The organism is Flavobacterium sp. F52 (assembly GCF_000278705.1).
Classification (GTDB): Bacteria; Bacteroidota; Bacteroidia; order Flavobacteriales; family Flavobacteriaceae; genus Flavobacterium; species Flavobacterium anhuiense.
Genome location: NZ_AKZQ01000035.1, coordinates 61232 through 76557 on the forward strand (window position 1 = coordinate 61232; position 15326 = coordinate 76557).

A 15326-nucleotide genomic window follows, 5' to 3' on the forward strand; every position below is an offset into this window, starting at 1 on the left:
TTGGTGTTTTAATTTAATAGTGATTATTTATCTAAAGTTTTAAGCGGAATCGTCGTATCCGAAATCGTTTTGTCTTTATTATCTTTTACCAAAACGTGGATTTCACTTAAATTTGGAACTCCATTTAGTTCTGAAACTAAATTGACAAAACCTTTAATTTCTGAAGTTCCCCCTGTAAACTCACCAGAAATCGTTTTTGGTCCAGCTGTAATCGTGTAGATCAATTTGTTTACCCCTACCTCGTTATTTTTTCGCGACATTCCAAGAAAATCCTTTTGGCTAATTTGCGATGGAAAGAAAGCAAAACTTGGAGGCGGCGGCGGAATAAATTCTCCGGCATAAATAATCTGATCACCAGAATTTGTGGTCCAATCTTTTGCTACCATAAGGAAAGTGATGTTTTCCATCACAAAACCTGGCTCGGTATTGTAGTATTGCTGTGGAATCAAATCCATTCTGTAGAAACCATTTCCAAGATCTTTCAATTTTGTCTTTTCAGAAACTTCTGGAATCCAAGCCTGATATTCTTGCAAAACAGCCCAGTTGTTTAGACCACTATGAAAGTGAACACTTGGCACACCTGCAAAACCATCTTTTAAATTTGAATTGAATAAAATACTTACCGGTTTATCAATCAAAGGTTTGGAAGGATAAGATCTGATTAACTCATTTGCTGTATAAAAAGATGAAAAATCAGTATATGGCACATTGGCAACATCACTCTGTTTAGATCCGTTTTTGTTTTTCAAACGAAACCAAAATCCATCGCTCTTAGCTATTTGTTCTGGAGTTTTAGAAAAATAAACTGTTGGAGTTAAAGTAAAACTCCAGATTTTATTTCCTTCATACTTTAATTTTGCAAAGTCAGAAGAGTTTTCCCAGTGTCCAGCATCTGGTTCAGATGGAGACCAAATCCAGATGTATAAATCTTCTGTTTCAGCAAATGTCGACGCCGACATGTCAAAATACCACGTAACCTGTTCATCATATTTGTAAACAACAGGAAATGACGATATAGGCCCTACAGCTCCAGCGGCTTCTTGTGCCTGAATAAAATTAGGAGCCATCAACAAGGCAAGTAAAATTGTATATATAAACTTTTTCATGTTACTTTTTAATTAATAGCATTTAATTTAAACACATAAGACACAAAATCTACACCTCCAGAAGCATGTGTCAATTGAATCTGCATTTCTTTGGTTTTACCTGGAACTGAAACTAATCTCAATTCATCTGTTTTCTGCGTTTTTTGAGCATCGCTGTACAAATAGATTTTTGTTCCAACACCATTGGTCTGCTGAAAATCTGAGCTTAATGCCCAATATCCTTTAGGAGCAAATAATGGAGGGACATCTCCTGTTACTTCATAACTTGTTGGATTGTTCTTTTCATCTACGTTAAATTTGATTTTAAAATCTTCGTAGTTAAAATAAGTACTCAAGTTTTCTTCGTTTGGTTCGATCTTATTTGCTTTCGCAACTTCATCAACCATTTTCAGATTTGTTAATCCCCAATTTCCATTTACTTTTTCATAAAGAGTAATCGGTTCTACGTAGCTTCCGTCATCTGTGTTATCGCATCCGATCGCAAAGAAACACATCATAAAAGCTAGCCAATAAAGACTTTTACATTTCATAAATTTTTGGTTTTCGTTAGTTTGTTATCCCCTTCAAAAGGATACAGCGAAACTAGACCTTAAATAAATCCTAAAAAAAAAATCTGAGAAAAATCAAGATAAAATTCAAACAACAAAACACTTAAGCACTTAAAAATTAACAGTTTACAATTTTAAACATAAACAAAAAATCAAGATGGTGTTAAGATAAAAAGTAGCGGTTTTTAAATGGTAAAAATGACAATATGTAAAATAATAAGTATATTTTTTTCACTATGCATATATATAACCACTTTTTATTGTATAATTGCAAATAATTTACCTGTTTTTAACATTTACAGCTTATTTTCACCCTGAAAATCCCCTTTAAAGCGATGTTATTAAACATTTTACAACACTTAAAAAACAGGTTTAGCTTAATCTCAAACTTATTCTTATTTTTAAAACCTATTAACTAATTATATCTATCAACCAACCTTTTTCCCTAAACCAAAACAAATCATGCAAAGAATATGGATGCTGTTTTTCTTCCTAGGCATTTTTTCTCTTACTGCAAAAGAGACAAATCCTTATTTAGAAGAATTAGATCAAGCGCTCTTGAAAAAAGAGATTTATCTGAAACAGAAATATCGAAAAATTGAATCTTTAAAGAAAAATATATCAAAGTTTACCCTTAGTCAGAATAATGAAGAACTATACAATTGCTATATGTCATTGTTTGACGAATACAAATCTTTTAAATATGATTCGGCGTATTATTATTTAGATCAGGCAAAAATCAAAGCAAAAGTTTTAAAAAACCCAAAACATTTAGCCAAAAGCCGAATAAAAGAAGGCTTCGTCCTCCTTTCTTCTGGACTTTTTAAAGAAGCAATTGATACTTTAAATGTGGTTGATGAAAGCCAATTAGAGATCAAAAATAAATTTGAATATTACAGCATCAAAGCGCGTGCTTATTATGATTTGGCCGATTATAGCAGTGATCAGCGTTTTAATATTCATTATATACAGCAAGGAAACCATTTTCTTAAAAAAGCTTTAGAATTAATCGGAACAAATACCAATGAATATTGGGCGGCAGAAAGTTTGAAACGCCTGAAACAACAAGACTGGAGAGGCGCCGAATTTGCTTTCAGCTATTGGATTAACAACTATAATCTGCCTCCAGACTATTATGGAATCGCAACTTCGAGCCTTGGTTATATTTATTCCGAAAGAGGTTATACCAAAAAAGCCATTCAATACCTGGCTCTCGCCGCAATTGCCGATGTTAAAAATGCTACGAAAGAAACCGTAGCGCTTCGAAATTTAGCCAACGAACTCTTTAAAATGGGTTATTTGGATAAAGCAAACGAATACATCAACATCGCAATGGATGATGCCACTTTTTATAATGCAAGACATCGAAAAATTGAGATTTCGTCCATTTTACCTATTATCGAAAAAGCACAGCTAAATAATGTAAAGGATAAGAATGATAAGCTGGAGAAAATTATTATTCTTTTGACAATCTTAACGGTCATTATTTTTGTTTTTCTCGGCATCATTTTCAAGCAATTAAAAGAAAAAAACAAAGCGAGAAAAATCATGGCCGATTCGTATTTACAATTGCAGGAAATGAATGTGAGTTTGAGCGAAGCCAATGCAATTAAAGAAGAATATATTACTTATTTTATCAAAGCTACTTCGGCTTTCATCAATAAAATAGATCATATCCAGAAAAGTACGCTTCATAAAATCATCACCAAAAAAACAGATGAAGTTATTGCGAGTTTGAAACGTTATAATGTTAAGGAAGAACGAGAAAACCTTTTCCATCAGTTCGATGAAATCTTCTTGAAGCTGTTCCCTACATTCGTAACGGATTTCAATAAATTATTCCCAAACGATCATAAATGCATTGTCAAAAAAGGCGAGCTTTTGAATACCGAATTACGAATTTTTGCTTTATACAGGTTAGGAATCCAAGACAGCAGTCAAATGGCTGAATTTCTGGAACTTTCTGTAGCTACCATTTACACGTATAAAACCAGAATTAAAAGCAAATCTGATTTTAAAGATACTTTTGAGCAGAAGATTATGGAGATTAAGACAATCTAAGCTGCTAAGTTTTTTTTAGCCACGAATTCACGAATTTTTATTGAAAATGATACGTGAAATTTGTAAGCAACAATTACGCGAATAGATATTAAAAAATAATTCGTGAATTCGTGGCTAAAAAAAGTTATTCCCCTGATTCCAATTGCAAAATGGTATTTTGATAAATGGTACTCAATGAAAATAATTGTTCTGCAAAAATCATAGCAGCAATCGGAACAAAGAAAAATGCGATTAAATCTTCTTCATATAAAAAGTAAGTCGAAATCATCGCTAACCTAGTATATTCAAGATAATAAATCCATTTTCGTTGTTCTAATAGAGCTCCGCAATTGATCAAGGTTATAATTACTAGCGAAAGCACAAAAACTTTATCATACAAGTCCAAATAATCAAAATAATAAGTGAAAACAGTTAAAATAAGCGTGCAGATTCCTAACTGTATATATAGGTAATTTTTAAATCGAAGTCTCTGATTTGGAGCTGCTTTATCTTGCAGAAAACGTTTCTCGAGAATCGGACGAATATCCTGATCCATATCGGCTGGACTTCCGAAAACGGCATTCCATCTGGCTTTAAATCCGCTGGAGCGTTGCCATAATTCGTAGATTTCGAAGTAATAATGAAAATGCTGCCACAAGAAACTATAGCTTTTCAGCGGATGCGTTAATCCGTATTTTGGTTTTTCTTCTTCAGTCTGGAAAGTTCCAAAAAGACGATCCCAAAAAGTGAACATATCGCCATAGTTTTTATCCAGATATTTTTCGTCAGAAGCGTGATGCACTCCGTGAACAGAAGGCGTTACAAAAACATATTCCAACCATTTTATTTTTCCGATGAGCTGGGTATGCGTAAAAAAGGAGTAAGCGCCATGCACAATCAGCATGGTAATTACCATACTTGGATGAAAACCGATTAAAGGCAGCACACACCAAAATCCCGTTCTGATGATAGCTTGAAATGTAGTAATTCTGGCCGCAGCCGTAAAATTAAATTCTTCACTGTGATGATGAACAATATGTGCCGCCCAGAAAAAATTGACCTCGTGCCCTAATCTATGATACCAATACCAGACAAAATCAGTAGCTAGAATTAATGCAAACCAAACCAAGGCATTGCTCGGAATCTCAAATATTCTATAATCGTCATAAATCAAATAATACAACTGATAAAAGCTGGCCGCAACAAATAGGTTAATCAAACGTTCTGCAATTCCGATGGAAATATTGGAAACGGAACTTTCATAATTAAAAATTTCAGGCCTTTTTCTGCGTTGGGCAAGCTTATATTCTAAAAACAAAAAAAGAAAAAAGGCCGGCATAGCAAATGCTAGAAAATTGATGTTTTTCATTTATGTGATGCTTTTTCGATTCTAAAAATTATGTTGGGTAATATAATTTTAACACATAGGAACATAGATTTTTATTGTTTTTCCTCTTCTTGAGATTACAAGAAAAGTAAGCTTTAACACATAGCTATGTGTATTTAAATTAGTGAAACGCCTTTATATAGACTAACAAAAACTATGTTTCTATGTGTTTAATAATTTTCTTTTAATAATCAAACGAAAAAGACATTTCCATCAATTCCGTTTTCAGCAGACAAAAAACGTAATCAACGAAAATGATCTTTTACGAAATAAACCTGATTTAATTTTGCTTAAACAAAGGAGCTTCCAAAGCCACTTCTTTTACCGATTGTGTTTCGGCTACTTTTTTCAAAGCAATAATATAAGCAGCAATACGAGGCGTTACATTGTGTTTTACTGCCACTCTAAAAACAGTTTCAAAACCTTTTTCTAATATATCCTCCAGACGTTTATTAATCTGATGGATTCTCCAAGACTCCAAAAGCGAATTCTGAAGCCATTCGAAATAAGAAACGGTCACACCGCCTGCATTGGCTAAGATATCAGGAACAACTAATATATTTTTATCATGCAAAATCTGATCTGCATCTGAAGCAACTGGGCCATTAGCACCTTCAACAATAATTCTGGCTTGAATGTCGCCTGCATTTTTGTGCGTAATAACATCTTCTTTAGCAGCTGGAATTAAAACATCAACATCCAAAAGCAATAAATCTTCATGTTTTATGGCAACTGAATTTGGATATCCTTTTATGGTTTTGTTATTCAGATTGTAATACAAAATCAGTTCAGGAATATTAATTCCGTTCGGATTATAAAATGCTTCAGAAACATCGCTTACTGCTACAATTTTCACTCCTTTTTCATGCAGAAATAAAGCAGAGTGTAATCCAACATTTCCAAATCCTTGAATTGCTGCTGTAGCTCTTGCCGGTCTGATTTTTAATTTTTGAAGCGCCAAAATCGTAATGATGCTTACGCCTCTTCCCGTTGCTTCTACTCTACCTAAAGATCCGCCAGAATGAAGGTGTTTTCCTGTAACTACAGCATGAATTGGTCTTCCATGCAGTATTGAAAACTCATCCATCAGCCATCCCATTTCGTCTGGGCCTGTTCCCATATCTGGCGCAGGAACATCTTTTTCTGGTCCGAAAATATCAGCTAAAGCTTTGGTGTAAGCTCTTGTAATTTTTTCTAATTCAGTTTTAGAATGGTTTCTAGGATCGCAAATAATGCCGCCTTTTGCTCCACCAAATGGAATTCCAGTTACAGCAGATTTCCAGGTCATCCAGGCGGCAAGTGCTTTTACCTCATCCAAATTAACACCGGTATCATAACGGATTCCTCCTTTTGAAGGTCCTAAAGCGGTGTTGTGAATTACACGATATCCTTCAAAATTTTGAACGTTTCCGTTATCTAAAGTGATAGAAAAGTTTACCGTTATTTGTTTTTCTGGGCGCTGCAGTTTTTGTTTAATAGAATCATCTAAATTCAAAATATCTGCAGCGATATTAAAGCGATCAATCATAGATTGAAACGGATTGTGTTTTATAGTTTCTGAGCTCATACTATATAGTTTTTAGGTTTGGGTTATTTTTTATGTTTATCAACCTTCTCTCTGAAGATTGTGTCTATTTTATACTGTCTCCTAGTTGCAACACGGAATCTTGATTAAGCAGCGGCGCATCAAAATTTTCATATTTCTGTTGGTTCTCATATCTTGATTTTTTAACGATTCAAAAAAAAGCCTTTCATGGTGCAATGAAAGGCTAAAAAAAAAATAACTAACAAGTACTTTCTCTATTAACGCCATTTCAAAACGTGATTCATCATGCAGCACATCGCAAAGCAGCATGGAAAAGACGTTCTTATATTTTGACTATAGTTTTTCATTGTTGAGACAAAGCTACAAAAATATATTTATAAATTCTATAGAATTAGTCGAGTTAATTTAAAACATTTTCAATTTACTTACAAAAACAGCTGTAAATTAAAGGGTTATAAACTAAAAAAAATTACTGCAATTGCGATAAAAATATAAAAACAACCGCTATAAGAGCTAAAAACAATCCCAAAATATTGATTTTGGAAAGCTTTTCTTTGAAGAAAAAAGCGCCAATAAGAGTTCCTAAAATAATTACCCCCATATTCATTCCGGCAAAAACTGTCGATGGATTTTCTGCAAATGCTTTATGCGCTTTTAAATAGAATAATATATTTCCGAAGTTGAAAATTCCAACCAATATTCCGAAAGGAATGCTTTTTAGAACAAAATTTTCTTTCGCTATAAACAGCTTATACAGCACGATTACAATAGAAACGGCAAAAGCAATTAGGAAAACAAAAAATAAAGATGTTGTGTAAGGAACAACAGTATATAAAGCTATTTTCTTAAAAAGAATATCTATAATTCCAAAACCAAGTAAAACCGTTGCTGGATAAATCCATTTGTTTTCTGTGTTGTCTGATGGCTTTTTTAAGATGAATAAAAGCGCAGCAAAACCGACTAAAACTCCAATAACTTTATAACTATTAAATCCTTCATTAAATAACAGCCAAGCCGCCAAAATCGGAATAAATAATGATAATCTTTGTGCAGCATCTGTCTTTGCAATTCCCATATATTTTATCGAAAGTGCCAGAAAAAGAAATAATATTGGAAGTAAAATTCCAACAGAAGTATAAATTTCTAATGGCGCATTATGATCTAATTCTTTGAGATTTGGACTAAAAGTGAAATAGCAAAGTGCAATTGCTGCTATATAATTGAATGAAATTATCTGAGAAGGATTAGCATTATATTTTCTTGAAATTTTGAATATAACGCCAACTGTAACACTGCATAAGATGCTTAAAATAAGAAACAACATAAATTTATATTTGGATTGTAAAAGTAAGTATTGCAAAATAAAAAAGTCCAGCCAGTTTTAAAAAACCAGCTAGACCAGATTAAGTTTTAATGCAATTCAATAAAATTTAATTTAAACACATAGAATCATAGATTTTATTCTTTCTGTTTAAGATTGCAAAAAAAGCAAGCTTTAACACATAGCTGCTATGTGAATTTAAATTAGTGAAACGCCTTTTTCTCAATTTGCAAAAACTATGTTTCTATGTGTTAAAAAAAAACTTCATCTCATTTTTTAGAACTTACTAATATAACTTCCGTAAATATCTCTAAACTGATTTCCTTTTGCAAAACGGTCTTTGCTCAGTTTTTTATATTCAACCAACCCCCAAAGGATGAATTCTTTCATAAAATAAATATCTTCCTTTGCTAATTGTGGCTGGTATTTTTTTAATAATTCATCCAACGGCGTTACTTCATCCAAAATACTTTTGTATTCTGCATCAGAAGCGTCATCTAATAATTCGAAGCCGCTTTCCGCGAAAAACCATTCTACAATATCAGAATATGGTGTTTTTTCGTCTGGCTTTTCTAATTTTTCTATTTTAGGGAAATATTCTGGGAATAAAGTTCTAATCGCAGATCCAATCAGACTTTCCGCTACAACATCAGCTCCCTCCTGCTCTCCTTCGTAAACCAATTCTACTTTTCCTGTAATGGCTGGAATGATTCCGATAAAATCAGACAAACGCAAAGTGGTTTTATCAACACCAGAAATTAAGGCACGGCGTTCTGCAGTACTGATTAAATTTTCGAAAGCTGTAATACTCATTCTGGCACTTACACCACTTTTATTGTCGATGTATTCGCTTTCTCGGGCTTCGAAACTAATTTGTTCTAAAATATCTCTAGCCAAACTCGGAACGTAAACAACGTCGGTTTGGTTTTTATCTAATTTGGATTCTTGTTCTGTAATCGTTCTTGCAATTTCGATACTTTCTGGATAATGCGTAAGAATCTGAGAACCGATTCTATCTTTTAAAGGCGTTACAATACTTCCTCTATTGGTGTAATCTTCCGGATTTGCTGTAAAAACAAACTGCATATCGAGAGGCATTCTCAATTTAAAACCTCTAATTTGAATATCGCCTTCTTGCAGAATATTAAACAATGCTACTTGAATTCTGGCTTGCAAATCGGGTAATTCGTTGATTACAAAAATACAACGATTGGCTCTTGGAATCATTCCGAAGTGTATTACGCGATCGTCAGCATAAGACAGTTTTAAATTTGCCGCTTTAATTGGATCAACATCGCCAATTAAATCGGCAACCGTTACATCTGGAGTGGCTAGTTTTTCAAAAAAACGTTCATTTCTGTGTAGCCATGCAATTGGCGTTTCATCTCCTTTTTCTGCGATTAAATCCTTCGCAAAACGAGAAATCGGATGTAACGGATCGTCATTGATTTCTGAACCTTCAACAAACGGAATGTATTCATCCAATAATTCGACCATTTTACGAGCCAAACGTGTTTTTGCCTGTCCGCGAAGTCCCAACAAATTGATATTATGACGAGATAAAATTGCACGTTCCAATTCTGGAATAACTGTGTTTTCAAATCCGTGAACACCTTCAAAAACAGGTTTTCCCGATTTGATTTTTTCACGAAGATTATTTCGCAATTCATCCTTTATGCTTGTACTTTTATAACCAGCGGCTTTTAATTGACCTAATGTCTTTATAGTTTTTATTTCCATTGTGTTGAAATATAGTTTTTGTTTATTTATTGATGTGTGCTTCGACTCCGCTCAGCATGACAATTAATGGGTTAGACTCACTACAGTGCTTCTCTACGATATTCGTTGCTTATATTCATTTTCAAAAGAAACCTTTATCACTTTGTCTCTTTGTTACTTTGCTATTCAGAACCTTAGTATCCTAGCAACCCTATTTAATCCTCTTCTTCCTATTTGCTTCATAATCCTCAAAAATCATTTCACCCAAACCTTTAATTCCGGTATAAAATGCTTTCCCTTGATTAGCCTCAGTAAACTGATTTACAAAACGCTGTAAATACGGATCTCTGGCAATCATAAAAGTCGTAATCGGAATATGAAGTTTTCTTGCTTGTTGTGCCTGAGTGTAGCATTTATCGACAATATATTCGTCCAAACCATTACTATTCATATAATAAGAACCATCTCGCTCGCGAACACAACTTGGTTTTCCGTCAGTGATCATAAAAATCTGTTTATTGGTGTTGCGTTTTCTTCGCAAAATATCCATCGCCAATTGCAACCCCGCAACTGTATTGGTATGATATGGTCCAACTTGCAAATACGGCAAATCTTTTATCGGAATGGTCCAGGCATCATTACCAAAAACCAAAATATCTAGTGTATCTTTTGGGTACCTTGTTGTGATTAATTCTGCCAAAGCCATAGCAACTTTTTTTGCAGGAGTAATTCGGTCTTCGCCATACAAAATCATACTGTGACTAATGTCGATCATTAAAACGGTACTCATTTGAGCTTTATACTGAGCATCTTCTACTATCAAATCGTTTTCAGTCAGCATAAAACTTTCTACACCATTATTGACTTGAGCATTTCGAAGACTTTCCGTTAATGAGATTCTCTCTAAACTGTCTCCAAAATTATATTCGCGGAATTCTCCTGTGTGTTCATCGCCGCTTCCAGCATATTTTGTTTTATGATTTCCGTTTCCAGACTTTTTCAAGTTTCCAAAAATCTGATCCAACGCTTGCTGTCTAATGGCTCTTTCAGTTTTTGCTGTAATGCCAAAACCAGAACTTCCATCACCTTTTACTTCATCTCTGATGTACCCTTTTTTCTTAAGGTCTTCGATAAAATCGTCAATAGTATAGTTCTCGTCGGTAAGTTTGTATTCTTTGTCCAGTTCCCGAAGCCAGTTGATGGCTTCATCAAAATCACCCGAAGTATGGGTGATCAACTCTTTAAAAATCGTAAAAAGTTTGTCAAACGGAGACTGAAAAGGAGCTTCGTAAGTCTTAAAATAAAAGCCTTTTTTAAATTCGTTTTTCATAAATCTAAAATTACATCTTTTTGGAATTATGAAAAACGAAACGTTTATTAATTTTTAGTTAAAATATTTAACCAAAATTCTCAACTAACAGTGTTAGATGTAATAATTATTCAAACTTTCCATCCAAATAATACCAAGCTTCATTTTCGACTTTAAAAGTAGAAAATTCATAATGCACTTGCGGTTTATTATCTGAATCTAAAAAATAAGCTTTGAATTCTACCGTGTTTTCTGAAAAGCTTAGAATTTCTAATTTCTGCCATTTATTGGAAACTGCCCATCTTAAAATTTCGGGCTTTGAATAATACTTTCTTTCCGAAACATAAGTAGTTTCCATCAAATAATCGGCATTGTGAGTTGCATATGCCGAATATCTGGAACGCATTAAAGCCAATGCTGTAGGAGCTTTTTGACCGCCATTTAGATACAGTCCGCAACAGTTTTCAAATAACAGTCCTGTATCACAGAAACATTTTTTACTCTCCATCGACTGGTTCTTCTCCATTAATTTTTACATGAAGCTGATTTAGCAAAACTTGATAACGGGTAATTTCTCTCACTTCTTCATCCTCCTCAGCAAAATCAATCATTTCATCCAATGTTTCGCTTACTTCCAACAATTTGTTGTTTGCTTCTCTGTCGTTTTTCGCAGCAATCAAATCAATGATTTCCTGTACGTTTGCTTTAAGGTTTTCGAATTTACTATTCATTTGTTTATTGTTTGTTTTGTTTCAAGTTTCAGGTTTCAAGTTTGAGTTTCGCTTCGTTAACTTGTAACTTGAAACCTGAAACCTGAAACCTGAAACAAATATTTTACTCTTCGTTTTTACTTTCGTTGAATTTCTTCACGATTTCTTTTAATTTTTCTTTTCGGGCAATTTCTGCTTGTTTGGCTTTTGCTTGGGCTTTGTGCAATTTATCGTTGTGCTTTTTGATGTTTTTTTCGTTATTGCGTCCCATTATACTTCTCTTTTAATTTGTTCCAAAGTTTTTTCAGTAAAAATTAATTCGTTGATAAGCTGTTTTCGTAAATCATCAATATCATCATAATCAAAATGCTTTGCCCAATTGGTCAGTTGTTGCAGATTTCTAATCTGTTTTAATCTTTTTGTGGTTTCAGCACTTGTTCTCAACACCGCTTTTCCATCATATTTAGGATTATTTTTATGCTGATAATTGGCTAGATTTTTTTCGAAATCGGCTTCTATATAATACAGTTTATCAGTTGCATTATCAGGATAAAATTCTGTCCATTTCGCAAAACCAATTTTAGTCTTTGATTCTGTTTCAGGATCACGGGCAATCAAGCGCCACTTACTATTAGCTAGTCTTCCCCAATGATTAGAAACGCGATACATTCCTTCTTCCATATAATAATAGGCACTTCCTGCTTTGCTTTCAAACTGTTTTTTTAAACCTTTTATGGCATCTGGAAGTACTTCGTTAAAAGCACAAAAAGTGTTTTTAAAAGAATTAGGATGTGGCTTAAAGTTTTTCTGCATGCTGCAAATATACTCAGATTACGGCGAACTCCCTAAAACAAACCTAAATTGCTTACCTTTGCTTCTTAATTCAAAACAAAAAAATCATGTCTAAAGATATAGAACAAAAAATGCCGCAAAAAGGAGTTTTTACCGGCATTATCGAAAAAGATGAAAATAATAATTATTTCTGCGGAGAATATCTTTTAGACTATAAAATGGTTCAAGCGAAATTTAATGTCGGCGATTGGATTACCATAAAATCTGTTATCGAAAACCCAAGCGACATGAGCTACGATAAATACCCTAAAAAATCAAGAAACTTCGATAAGGCCAATCATAAACCGGAATAGATTTATTTTGTTTCAGGTTTCAAGTTTCATGTTTTGTTGGAACGCTTTTTTTTAACGCAAAGAACGCTAAGTTTATTTTTTCTGAGTGTTATAAGTTGAGAAGATTTAAGTTCGCAAAGCTTTGTATAGATAAAGCTTTGCGAACTTTATGTTTATGAACATTTTGCTTAAAAAAACTTTGTGCTCTTTGCGTAAACCTTTGCGTGCTTTGCGGTAAAAAAAATCTTAGCGTTCTTTGCGTAATTCTGCGTACTTTGCGGTAAAAAAAACGATTCCACTATTCAGTTAATGTTTTAATACCCCAACTTTCTTGAATATTTTTTACATCAAAACTAAAAAGTTAAAAAAAAGTGTACCTTTGCAAAAAATTTGTCGATTTGAACTAAAAAAGAACGATTTCAAACTAATAGACAAGTAGTTACCTTTATTTATGAAAAAAATAGTTGAATACCGCAAGTTACTAAACGTAGACAAAACTGCAGAATTAAAAGATTTAAAAACAATTTATCGTAATGCGATGAAAGAATCTCATCCTGATAAATTTGTTGGAAATGAAGCTGGTTTAAAAGAAGCAGAAGAAAAAAGTAAAACGATTATCGAAGCTTACCACTTTTTAGTAAGTATTCACCCTGATACTATTAAACTTAATTTACCTGAATACACAGAAACAATTTCGACTTGTTCTATCACAGATTTTAAATATGTTGAAGGGCGTTTGATTATTGACTTTTCTAACGGAAGTGTCTATGAATACATCAGTGTTCCTAAAGCAACTTACGTGAAAATGGTAAATGCTGATTCTCCTGCAAGATTTGCAAAAAGACATATTTTAAATGCTTTTACTTGGAGAAAGAAAACAAATCAAGAATAGTTTTATAACACTATATTTTATAAAAAGCACTCTATCAAACGAGTGCTTTTTTTATGCCAAAAATTTAAAAATTTGAATAGAGATCTCTCAAATATGTTCCACATTAAGAGTTTTTCATCAAATCAAGCCAACAAACATACTGATTTCATGCGTTTTAAGACTAAAAAAACTATAACAAAATTTTAGGTTACAAAATTCTGTATGTTTTATATTTTTAGATACTTTTGTCACACAAATCAATTAACTAATTAATTTTTTATAATGAAAAAAATACTTTTTGTACTTACAGCTTCTGCGGCTATCATTTCTTGCAGCAAAGTTAAAGATGGAGAATACCTTATTACAGGTACTGCTACAGGAATTGAAAACGGAAAAACTATCATCTTACAAGGTCAGGACCCTGCTACGAGAATGCCAGTTTCTCTTGATACAGTAAAAGTTGAAAACGGAAAATTTGAAATAAAAGGAAAAGTTACAGAACCAGCTTTCCACACATTAATTTTACAAGGTGCTAATGGTCCTATCCCATTCATCCTTGAAACTGGAGAAATTAATATTGCTATTGATAAAGATAGTATCCACAAATCTAAAATCTCTGGAACTTACAACAACGACGAGTATTTTGCTTTCATGGAAGAAATGAATAAAACTCAAAAAAGTTTAATTGATTTCCAAAAAAAGAACAATGAAAAAATGAAACAAGCTCAACAAGCGCAAGATACAGCAGTTATCAATGGCTTGATGAAACAATATATGGAAATTCAGAAAGAAGTACAAGAAAGCAGCAAAAAGAAATATTTGACTTATGCTGAAGGTCACCCTAAATCTTTCATTACAGCTTTAATAATCCAAAGTTTATTGAATGATCCAACAGCTGACATGAAAAAACTAGAAGGACTTTATAATGGTTTGGATGAGTCTTTAAAAAACACAGCTCCTGGAAAAGAAATCAAAACTAGATTTGGTCAAGCAAAAATGCCGTCTGTTGGTGCTACAGCTCCACCAGTAGGCAGCGCTAAATGAAGAGCAGATTTTTCGGCTCCAAATCCGGAAGGAAAAGTAGTTTCGCTTAAAGAAAGCTTAGGCAAAGTAACTATCGTAGATTTCTGGGCTTCTTGGTGCGGACCATGCCGACAAGAAAACCCTCATGTAGTAGCTCTATACAAAGAGTTCCATTCTAAAGGATTAAACATTGTAGGAGTATCACTAGATAAAGATGCGGCAAAATGGAAAGAAGCTATTGCAAAAGACGGTTTGACTTGGACTCATGTTTCAAATCTTAAATTTTGGGATGAGCCAATTGCAAAACAATATAATGTTGAGTCTATTCCTGCAACTTTCATTCTAGATGCATCAGGAAAAGTCGTAGCTCAGGACTTAAGAGGTGCTGAACTTAAAGCAAAAATCCAAGAATTGTTAGCTAAATAATTCTACATTTAAAATAAAACAAAAAAATCTCCCTAGTGGAGATTTTTTTGTTGTTTTGAGAAATATGCCATTTAAAAGTAAAATTTCATCAAAATGAAGTAGCAATTCTGATTTAAAATATAATGTTTACAAAAATAGAATAAACCCTATTTCAAACAGCATTTAATAATTTGTTTCCTCTTTAATATTCACTCAA

15 protein-coding genes and 1 pseudogene are annotated in these 15326 nt (G+C 33.2%); 5 read left to right on the forward strand and 11 right to left on the reverse strand.

Annotation, left to right across the window (positions count from 1 at the left end; translation table 11 throughout):
- Nucleotides 1-23 precede the first annotated feature (23 nt).
- Nucleotides 24-1106, reverse strand: coding sequence for a hypothetical protein (locus FF52_RS18010; protein WP_008467788.1), 1083 nt, complete (start codon nucleotides 1104-1106; stop codon nucleotides 24-26).
- Between the two features lie 8 nt (nucleotides 1107-1114).
- Entirely contained in the window at nucleotides 1115-1636 is a 522-nt protein-coding gene (locus FF52_RS18015; RefSeq protein WP_008467791.1) for a DUF5004 domain-containing protein, read from the reverse strand.
- Nucleotides 1637-2116: 480 nt separating this feature from the next.
- On the opposite strand from FF52_RS18015, the gene FF52_RS18020 reads away from it, so the two are divergent.
- Nucleotides 2117-3715, forward strand: coding sequence for a DUF6377 domain-containing protein (locus FF52_RS18020; protein ID WP_008467793.1), 1599 nt, complete (start codon nucleotides 2117-2119; stop codon nucleotides 3713-3715).
- Between the two features lie 124 nt (nucleotides 3716-3839).
- Here the strand turns inward: FF52_RS18020 and FF52_RS18025 are convergent, their stop codons facing one another.
- The 9 genes from FF52_RS18025 to FF52_RS18060 form a co-directional block, all read right to left on the reverse strand.
- A complete protein-coding gene (locus tag FF52_RS18025; RefSeq protein ID WP_008467795.1) occupies nucleotides 3840-5063 on the reverse strand; it encodes a sterol desaturase family protein in 1224 nt (407 codons plus the stop codon).
- A 298-nt stretch (nucleotides 5064-5361) separates the two neighbouring features.
- Complete coding sequence (locus FF52_RS18030; RefSeq protein ID WP_008467796.1) at nucleotides 5362-6648, reverse strand: Glu/Leu/Phe/Val family dehydrogenase; 1287 nt, start codon at nucleotides 6646-6648, stop codon at nucleotides 5362-5364.
- Between the two features lie 448 nt (nucleotides 6649-7096).
- On the reverse strand, nucleotides 7097-7951 hold the full coding sequence (locus FF52_RS18035; RefSeq protein ID WP_008467800.1) for an EamA family transporter: 855 nt from the start codon (nucleotides 7949-7951) through the stop codon (nucleotides 7097-7099).
- Nucleotides 7952-8224: 273 nt separating this feature from the next.
- On the reverse strand, nucleotides 8225-9688 hold the full coding sequence (locus FF52_RS18040) for an AAA family ATPase (RefSeq protein WP_008467802.1): 1464 nt from the start codon (nucleotides 9686-9688) through the stop codon (nucleotides 8225-8227).
- 190 nt (nucleotides 9689-9878) lie between these two features.
- On the reverse strand, nucleotides 9879-10997 hold the full coding sequence (locus FF52_RS18045; RefSeq protein ID WP_008467804.1) for a vWA domain-containing protein: 1119 nt from the start codon (nucleotides 10995-10997) through the stop codon (nucleotides 9879-9881).
- 106 nt (nucleotides 10998-11103) lie between these two features.
- Nucleotides 11104-11484 carry a YchJ family protein gene (locus FF52_RS18050; protein ID WP_008467806.1) on the reverse strand — a complete coding sequence of 127 codons (381 nt, stop codon included), beginning with the start codon at nucleotides 11482-11484 and terminating at the stop codon, nucleotides 11104-11106.
- Entirely contained in the window at nucleotides 11474-11707 is a 234-nt protein-coding gene (locus tag FF52_RS18055) for a hypothetical protein (protein ID WP_008467808.1), read from the reverse strand. Before FF52_RS18055 ends, FF52_RS18050 begins: the two co-directional genes overlap by 11 nt.
- A gap of 103 nt (nucleotides 11708-11810) precedes the next feature.
- Nucleotides 11811-11957, reverse strand: a complete 147-nt coding sequence (locus tag FF52_RS23785; protein WP_008467810.1) for a hypothetical protein — start codon at nucleotides 11955-11957, stop codon at nucleotides 11811-11813.
- Entirely contained in the window at nucleotides 11957-12499 is a 543-nt protein-coding gene (locus tag FF52_RS18060; RefSeq protein ID WP_008467811.1) for a hypothetical protein, read from the reverse strand. Before FF52_RS18060 ends, FF52_RS23785 begins: the two co-directional genes overlap by 1 nt.
- Before the next feature lie 86 nt (nucleotides 12500-12585).
- Here FF52_RS18060 and FF52_RS18065 point away from each other — a divergent pair, with 86 nt between their 5' ends.
- The 4 genes and pseudogenes from FF52_RS18065 to FF52_RS23675 all read left to right on the forward strand — a co-directional run.
- On the forward strand, nucleotides 12586-12831 hold the full coding sequence (locus FF52_RS18065) for a hypothetical protein (protein ID WP_008467813.1): 246 nt from the start codon (nucleotides 12586-12588) through the stop codon (nucleotides 12829-12831).
- A 430-nt stretch (nucleotides 12832-13261) separates the two neighbouring features.
- Entirely contained in the window at nucleotides 13262-13702 is a 441-nt protein-coding gene (locus FF52_RS18070) for a KTSC domain-containing protein (RefSeq protein ID WP_008467814.1), read from the forward strand.
- A gap of 261 nt (nucleotides 13703-13963) precedes the next feature.
- The gene (locus FF52_RS18075; protein WP_008467816.1) at nucleotides 13964-14725 is read left to right on the forward strand and encodes a DUF4369 domain-containing protein; all 762 of its coding nucleotides are present in this window, start codon (nucleotides 13964-13966) and stop codon (nucleotides 14723-14725) included.
- Nucleotides 14726-14743: 18 nt separating this feature from the next.
- Nucleotides 14744-15130 (forward strand): annotated as a pseudogene (locus tag FF52_RS23675) (TlpA family protein disulfide reductase); the annotation flags it as partial.
- Nucleotides 15131-15326 lie beyond the last annotated feature (196 nt).

Coding starts and splice junctions, on each gene's coding strand:
- FF52_RS18010 (WP_008467788.1), bottom strand. CDS start 1,106: ATGAAAAAGTTTATATATACAATTTTACTTGCCTTGTTGATGGCTCCT.
- FF52_RS18015 (WP_008467791.1), bottom strand. CDS start 1,636: ATGAAATGTAAAAGTCTTTATTGGCTAGCTTTTATGATGTGTTTCTTT.
- FF52_RS18020 (WP_008467793.1), top strand. CDS start 2,117: ATGCAAAGAATATGGATGCTGTTTTTCTTCCTAGGCATTTTTTCTCTT.
- FF52_RS18025 (WP_008467795.1), bottom strand. CDS start 5,063: ATGAAAAACATCAATTTTCTAGCATTTGCTATGCCGGCCTTTTTTCTT.
- FF52_RS18030 (WP_008467796.1), bottom strand. CDS start 6,648: ATGAGCTCAGAAACTATAAAACACAATCCGTTTCAATCTATGATTGAT.
- FF52_RS18035 (WP_008467800.1), bottom strand. CDS start 7,951: ATGTTGTTTCTTATTTTAAGCATCTTATGCAGTGTTACAGTTGGCGTT.
- FF52_RS18040 (WP_008467802.1), bottom strand. CDS start 9,688: ATGGAAATAAAAACTATAAAGACATTAGGTCAATTAAAAGCCGCTGGT.
- FF52_RS18045 (WP_008467804.1), bottom strand. CDS start 10,997: ATGAAAAACGAATTTAAAAAAGGCTTTTATTTTAAGACTTACGAAGCT.
- FF52_RS18050 (WP_008467806.1), bottom strand. CDS start 11,484: ATGGAGAGTAAAAAATGTTTCTGTGATACAGGACTGTTATTTGAAAAC.
- FF52_RS18055 (WP_008467808.1), bottom strand. CDS start 11,707: ATGAATAGTAAATTCGAAAACCTTAAAGCAAACGTACAGGAAATCATT.
- FF52_RS23785 (WP_008467810.1), bottom strand. CDS start 11,957: ATGGGACGCAATAACGAAAAAAACATCAAAAAGCACAACGATAAATTG.
- FF52_RS18060 (WP_008467811.1), bottom strand. CDS start 12,499: ATGCAGAAAAACTTTAAGCCACATCCTAATTCTTTTAAAAACACTTTT.
- FF52_RS18065 (WP_008467813.1), top strand. CDS start 12,586: ATGTCTAAAGATATAGAACAAAAAATGCCGCAAAAAGGAGTTTTTACC.
- FF52_RS18070 (WP_008467814.1), top strand. CDS start 13,262: ATGAAAAAAATAGTTGAATACCGCAAGTTACTAAACGTAGACAAAACT.
- FF52_RS18075 (WP_008467816.1), top strand. CDS start 13,964: ATGAAAAAAATACTTTTTGTACTTACAGCTTCTGCGGCTATCATTTCT.